General features: G+C 60.6%; 6 protein-coding genes. 2 read left to right on the plus strand and 4 right to left on the minus strand.

What is annotated here, in order from left to right; translation table 11 throughout:
- Positions 1-281: 281 nt before the first annotated feature.
- Positions 282-1,511: a CynX/NimT family MFS transporter gene (locus WH50_RS25675; protein WP_110190322.1), complete on the minus strand. Its 1,230-nt coding sequence runs from the start codon at positions 1,509-1,511 to the stop codon at positions 282-284.
- A gap of 145 nt (positions 1,512-1,656) precedes the next feature.
- On the opposite strand from WH50_RS25675, the gene WH50_RS25680 reads away from it, so the two are divergent.
- Together WH50_RS25680 and WH50_RS25685 are read left to right on the plus strand one after the other, a co-directional pair.
- Entirely contained in the window at positions 1,657-2,367 is a 711-nt protein-coding gene (locus WH50_RS25680) for a FadR/GntR family transcriptional regulator (protein ID WP_110190324.1), read from the plus strand.
- Between the two features lie 101 nt (positions 2,368-2,468).
- Entirely contained in the window at positions 2,469-3,554 is a 1,086-nt protein-coding gene (locus WH50_RS25685) for an AbrB family transcriptional regulator (protein WP_110190326.1), read from the plus strand.
- Positions 3,555-3,581: 27 nt separating this feature from the next.
- Here the strand turns inward: WH50_RS25685 and WH50_RS25690 are convergent, their stop codons facing one another.
- Genes WH50_RS25690 through WH50_RS25700 form a run of 3 tightly spaced genes read right to left on the minus strand, consistent with a single transcriptional unit; the run spans position 3,582 to position 6,367 of the window.
- Positions 3,582-5,204 (minus strand): Tad domain-containing protein, encoded by a 1,623-nt coding sequence (locus tag WH50_RS25690; RefSeq protein ID WP_110190328.1) that lies wholly within the window; start codon positions 5,202-5,204, stop codon positions 3,582-3,584.
- Positions 5,205-5,208: 4 nt separating this feature from the next.
- A complete protein-coding gene (locus WH50_RS25695; protein ID WP_165838574.1) occupies positions 5,209-5,547 on the minus strand; it encodes a DUF3613 domain-containing protein in 339 nt (112 codons plus the stop codon).
- 43 nt (positions 5,548-5,590) lie between these two features.
- The gene (locus tag WH50_RS25700) at positions 5,591-6,367 is read right to left on the minus strand and encodes a tetratricopeptide repeat protein (RefSeq protein ID WP_110190332.1); all 777 of its coding nucleotides are present in this window, start codon (positions 6,365-6,367) and stop codon (positions 5,591-5,593) included.
- Positions 6,368-6,484 lie beyond the last annotated feature (117 nt).

Genomic DNA, 6,484 nt, shown 5'->3' on the forward strand with positions numbered 1-6,484 from the left:
CCACATGGAAAGTCTCCTTGAGCAGAGTGGGAACGCTATCAAAGGCTGTCTTTGTAGCGTTTCCAGCCCTGCCGGGAGACCTGAAACAGGATATAGGTCTTAACAGGCTGTTGAAAAACGTCATCGAGGCGGCCGAGACAAGGAAAAAACAGGCGAAAAAGCGGAGTTTAGTGAGCTAAATGAGCATTTTGAGCCTGTTTTTGACGCGGTATTCGGCAACGCAGATAGATTTTCAACGACCTGTTAGCAAAGTGACCGGTAAAACAACGATTTGCAGCGAATCAGTCGTGCAGCTCGACAAACCGCGGGCGACCGCAGATCAGCCCTGCTACGCCCTGCACCACCAGCAGCACGATCAGCAGCGTCATCGACCACTGCCAGTGGCCACTCAGCTCATGCAGCCAGCCAAACAGCACCGGTCCGGTCGCCGCCAGCAGGTAACCGATACTCTGCGACATGCTCGACAGCAACGCGCTGTGATGGACCTCACGGCTGCGCAGTAGCATGCAGGTAAAGGCCAGACTGACACTCGCCCCCTGCCCCACGCCCAGCAACACCGCCCACAGCAGCTGACCGTGTAGCGGTGACAGCATCACCCCCAGCGTGCCTGCCGCAATCAGCAGGGTAATGATCAGCGCCAGCAGGCTCTGCGAACGCAGCCGGGTCGCCAGCATCGGCACCACAAAACTGGCCGGAATGGTGACCAGATTGATCACCGACAGCATCACTCCGGCCTCTGCCGCCGTTGCCCCTTCACTGGTCACCACCTGCGACAGCCAGGCCTGCATGGTATAGAAGCTGGTGGACTGACAGCCCATGAACAGGGTCAGCGCCCAGGCCAGCGGGCTTTTCAGCATGCCACCGAGGGACGCCCGAGGCGGCACCGCTGCCGCAGGTGTGGGCATTTTCCACAGCCCGAACAGCCAGACCAGCAAAGCCAGGGTGGCAACGGCAGCCCATAACCACATCGGCGTCTGCCAGGAGGACGTCATCTGCATCAGCGGCACCGAGGTCGCCGCCGCCAGCGTGGCACCCACTCCCATGGTCACGGTGTAAAAGCCCATCATCCGCCCGACCCGGTCTGGCCAGTTGCGCTTGATAAAACTCGGCATATAGACGTTACCGCAGGCAATACCGGCGCCCATCAGCATGGTGCCGAGCAGCACCCAGCTGAGGCTGTCGACGCCGCGCAGAGCCACGCCCAGCGCCAGAGTCAGCAGGGCCAGCCCAATACTGCGATCCATCCCCAGCCGGGCGGCCAGCCAGGGTGCCAGGGGCGAAATGCAGGCAAAACACAGGATCGGAATAGTCGTCAGCAAGCTGGCGACATTGGCACTGATGGACAGGCCGTCCATCAGGCTGCGCATCATCGGGCCAAGGGCAATGATCGGTGCACGCAGATTAAAGGCCGCCAGCAGAAAAGCCACCAGCCACAACAGGCTGGCCAGCCTTGAGGAATCTGCCGCAGCACCCGTGGCGGGCGTTGCATTAAGCGGGCGAATCGATGACATGGCAACATCCTGAGGAGGTGACAGAATTCATCCTATGAATTCTGGCTAATTAGGGGAATTCATCCTATTTTAATCAGCCCAGCGGGTCAAAGCCGCCGCCGGCCCTACCCGTCATTTCTGCTAATCCCATTCATCATGGTGTCCCATGAATAAATACCAGCGCACCCGCGACGCCCTGCTTGACGCCATCGACTGCCGCGAATGGCAGATCGGCCAGGCCCTGCCCACCGAGCCGCAGCTGATGGCGCGTTTCAGTGTCGGCCGCAACACCCTGCGCGAAGTCATCCGCTCCCTCACCACTGAAGGCATCGTCGAGGTGATTCAGGGCTCGGGCACCTATCTGCGGCGTCTGCCCGGCTCCCCTCAGGTCACCCATCTGCATCAGCCCCTGCTGCCTGCGCTGCCAATACTGCCACTAGAAGACATCGGCGAGGTGCTGATCCTGCGTCGGGCGCTGGAAGTGCAGGCGGCAGAGCTGGCGGCCCTGCATCGCAGCGAGGAGGACATGGCCCACATCCTCCACAAGGCTCAGGTGCACACTCAGGCCTGCAAGACCGGCAGCTGTACCGAGCTGCTGGATACCGATCTGGCGTTCCATCGCGCCATCGTCGAGGCGACCCACAGCAAAGTTTTGATACAACTCTATCAGATGATTGAAAAACGCATACGTGATACCATTCGCCCGTTCCTGCACCTCGCCTACAGCGCCAAAGGCGGCTTTTTGCATCAGGCCCTGCTGGATGCCATCGAACAGCAGAATGCCGAGCAGGCAGTGCAGGTCACACGCGAACATTTCGACGACCTGTTCGCCTACCTGGCCAAACAGTCTGCGGCGCCCATCAGCAAAGGCTGTTAGCGGCAGACCCAAAGGCAGGCGCACGGGCGCTTTTCCACCCCGCCCTCTGTCAGGCTCAGCCCGCCCTGAGTCTGTCAGGTGGAAAATACTGGAGCACGACGTTGTATCAGCCTGCCCGCCCCACGCCACCTCTGGCGAAACTTCCGCCCGCCGCCCAATGGCTGGCCCTGCTTGTCTGCTCCGGCCTGTTTGGCGCCCTATTGGCGCATCTGGCCATGCCTGCCGCGCATTTCCTCGGGCCCATGCTAGTGGCCATCGTCTTTGGTGTGATGGGTGCCACCGTCCGGCTGCCGCGTATCGCTTTCCGGCTGGGTCAGGGCTTTGTTGGCGTGATGGTGGCCCACGCCATGACCAGCACCGTGCTGCTGGCCATCATCAATAACTGGCCGGTGATGATGCTGGCTACGGTGCTGACCGTGGTCTTCAGCGCGCTGGTCGGCTCGCTGCTGGTGCGTTACAGCAGTCTGCCGGGCAGCACCGCGGTATGGGGCACCAGCCCCGGCGCGGCGGCGGCCATGACCGCCATGGCCGAAGATTACGGTGCCGACCCGCGCATCGTTGCCACCATGCAGTATGTACGGGTGGTCTGTGTGGTGGTGGGTGCCTCCTTGGTCAGCCGCTTTGTTGCCGACTACCACGGCGTCTCTTCCACCCCACAGGACGCCTTCGCCCTTGATGCCCACACCTTCTGGCCCTTCGTGGCCAGTATTGCCATTGTGCTGGTCGGGGTGTCCCTCGGCAGCCGCATTCCGGCAGGCGCCCTGCTGGTGCCCCTGCTGATTGCCACGGCGCTGCAGCTGTCCGGCTGGATCGACCTGTTTCTGCCCGACTGGCTGCTGGTCATCGCCTACGGCGTGCTCGGCTGCTACGTGGGCCTGCGCTTTGACCGCAAGACCGTGCGCACCGTGGTACGCAGCCTGCCGGTGATGATCATCAGCTCACTGGTGCTGATCGTGCTGTGCGGCCTGTCGGCCTGGGCGCTGGCGCCCTTCCTGCACACCGACTTTATTTCCGCCTTTCTGGCGACCAGCCCGGGCGGACTGGATTCACTGGCGATTATTGCTATCGACATCAAGGCCGACGCCGGTCTGGTGCTGGCCCTGCAAACCCTGCGGCTGTTTGGCGTGATCGTCACCGGGCCGTTTCTGGCCAAGCAGATGCTGCGTCTGGTCAAGGAACCGGGTTAGGCGTCAGCGAGAAGATCACAGGCAGAGCTACTGGATTAAATCGCCTTTCTCAACGTCGGCAGACAGGATAGTGATATCGGCATAGCCAATAGAAACACCCAGCCCTAATAGCAGGGGCTCAATCAATGCCGATCCCAGCGTTTCCAGCGTATCTGCAAAAAGCGACTTCACTGACTGGCCTTGCGCCGTAGAGAGCGTCAGACCCAACAATGAAACGGACAGGTTAAGGCTTTCTATCGTCCCACTCAGCGTGCTACTCGCACTGCTATTAACCCGCTCAGGGCCGTAAGGCAGGTCTGCATCCTGCACAGAAATGACTTTAGTAACAGGGCTGCTACTGGCCACCGGCACGTTGCCACTGACCGTAGCAACTGACGTACCCAGCAGCCCCAATATGGAAGCATTGACCTGTACCCCTGCCGTGGAGGGCGACACCTGAAAAGTTAAGTCCATACCCTCCTTTAGGGTGCAGCCCTGAACATCCAGCAGTTTGGCCTCTGCATTAGCAATACTGACCGCTAACGTAAAATTCGCGAGACTGACGGGTAAACCAAGGCTGGATAACGAAAGGCTGCCGCTGATGCCCAACTGCAGTTGGGCTGTCTTCAGCACCGGTTCGGCCCCCTCATCAGAGGGGAAATAACCGACGACATACTGCGGCGCCTGAATCACTTTAAGGGTCACGCCAAGATTGCTCACGCCTGCCACGCTCAGGCTGAGACCATTGAGCGTCAGCACAGAATCTTGATTTGCCGACATCAAAACGGACGTCAGCAGATCATAGGCATTCAGATTAGTGGCCAGCAGCGAACGGCCCAGCACGTCATCGGGAATACTCGTTTCATCCACTATCGACAGTAAATTTGCCAACGTCACATCCAGCGCATCGCTGTTACCGGTCAGGCGCAGCTGCTGCAACAGGGTCACAGCCGCACTGGCGCTGGCATCACTGCCCAGCACCGAAATCATGGCATCGAGCAGATCGCCTACGCTGACCTCGGTCTCCAACAGCTCCGTGAGATTGCCCAGTGAGAGATCAGTGTTAAAGCCTGTGCCGGTCTCATCCAGTGCCGCCAGCAGTTCACCCAGATTGATCCGGGCATTGAGCAGCCCCTCATAGGACAGCAGGCTGACCGAACCGCCCAGCAATGCGCTGAGCAGAGAGTTGGTCAGATCCACATCAACCAGCCCCGAGCCCATGCTGTAGCCGACATTCAGCCGCTTCAGCACCGTTGCGCTGGCACTGAGCCGGATATCCTCACCAAACACGCCTCCCGCCAGCAGACTGGCGGGCACAGTTTCAATCAACAACACCTTGCCTGCTGACCGGTCAACCGCACTCTCTTTCAACTTCCAATGTTTGTTAGAGATATAAGCAGTGGCGAAATCGATAGTGGCTGTCCCCTCAAAACCATTGGCAGCCAGATTACTCAGCGCCTCTGCTTTTAGCTCCTCTTCGTTGTTGACGCCGTCGATGTAACAGGATGAGCGGGACATGGCCAGCGCTGCCAGATCGGCCTGCGCCTGCAGGGTGCGTTTGGCCAGATAGAGCCGCGCGCTGTCGATGGAAACGGCAGCCAGCAGTACCACACTCAGCATCAGCAGGGTCGCACTGAGGCCGATTGCACCGCGCTGGCGCGCTCTGTTCATAAGGCTATTTGCCGAAATCCTTGTCGATATAGGTCGCCGGAATGCTCTGGCCAAAACTGTCGGTTACCCGCTGTTGTGCCTTGGCTGCCGCCTCCGGGGTGAGCTGATCGTTATAGCTGCTGGCATAACGCCCGTCGCGCTGCATCTGCAGCCACTGGCGGGTTTCACTGCCTCTGGAGGGCACGCTATCCGTCCGGGTATCCGGCTCACTGAGGGTGACCGTAGCGGCAGCGGGTACAGGGTTGGCCGCCATGGCCTGCGTACTGACAGCACACCCGATAGCGCAGCACAGCAAGCCAACGGCTACCCTTAGCCGGGGCAAAACACGATGCTGAATAAACATAACGACCTCCGACATGCTTGCTGAGGCCCGGCTACACCGGGAATTAACTCTGCCCTGCCGCCATCACCCGCAGCGGCACAAAGTGCTGAATGGCCGTCAGCATCTGCCCCTGCTCTGCCGCACTCCAGTTGAAGCGGCGCGCCAGCGCATCGGCGGCAGGCTGATCCCCCTCCTTCAGCAGCAGAAACCACAGATTGCGGGCTGCCGTGGTGTGATGGCCATCCAGCTCCAGTGCGGTCATCAGCTGGCTGCGCGCGGCCTGATCCTGACCGCTCATCAGCAGCAGGAAACCATAGTCATTGCGCAGGTCGGCCTGCGTGGGCGCCAGCTTTACCGCCTGATCCAGCTGACGCAGCGCATCAGCCACCTGCCCCTGCCAGGCTGCGATCAGCCCCAGCCCGTACAGTGCGCGTCCGGCCAGACAGCTGGACTGCAGCTGCTGATACAGCCCTCGGGCCTGCTCGTACTGGCCCAGACGGCGCAGCAGGTCAGCCCTGACCAGCCGGTAGGTCGGGCTGTCGCTGTCGAGGGTGTTGAGGCCCGCCAGTGCGGCATACAGCCGCCCCTGTTGCTGCTGTTGCTGGGCCATCGCCAGTTTCAACCCCAGTGCCGGAGCAATCTCTTCGCCACACAGACCACGGGACTGGCTGGCCCGGGCCTGCTCTTCTGCCTGCGCCGCAGCGGCGGCATCCTCACGCTGGCTCTGTTGCTGGGGGGTAGTGTTCCAGCAACCGCCGAGGCTCAGGCAACACAGCAGCAGGCTGGTAGCCTGCAGCAAGCGACCCGTACGCATTGTGTTGATCGATTTTGCCCTGACCATCACTGTTCTCCTTCACCGCGTGGGTATATGTATTCTGTGTTCGTGTCGTGCAGCGCGATGGTGATGCCATGACGGTGCGGTTCACTTCGTTCACCACACCCTTGTATCTCTTCTGGA

This window comes from Pokkaliibacter plantistimulans (assembly GCF_003194385.1).
Classification (GTDB): Bacteria; Pseudomonadota; Gammaproteobacteria; order Pseudomonadales; family Balneatricaceae; genus Pokkaliibacter; species Pokkaliibacter plantistimulans.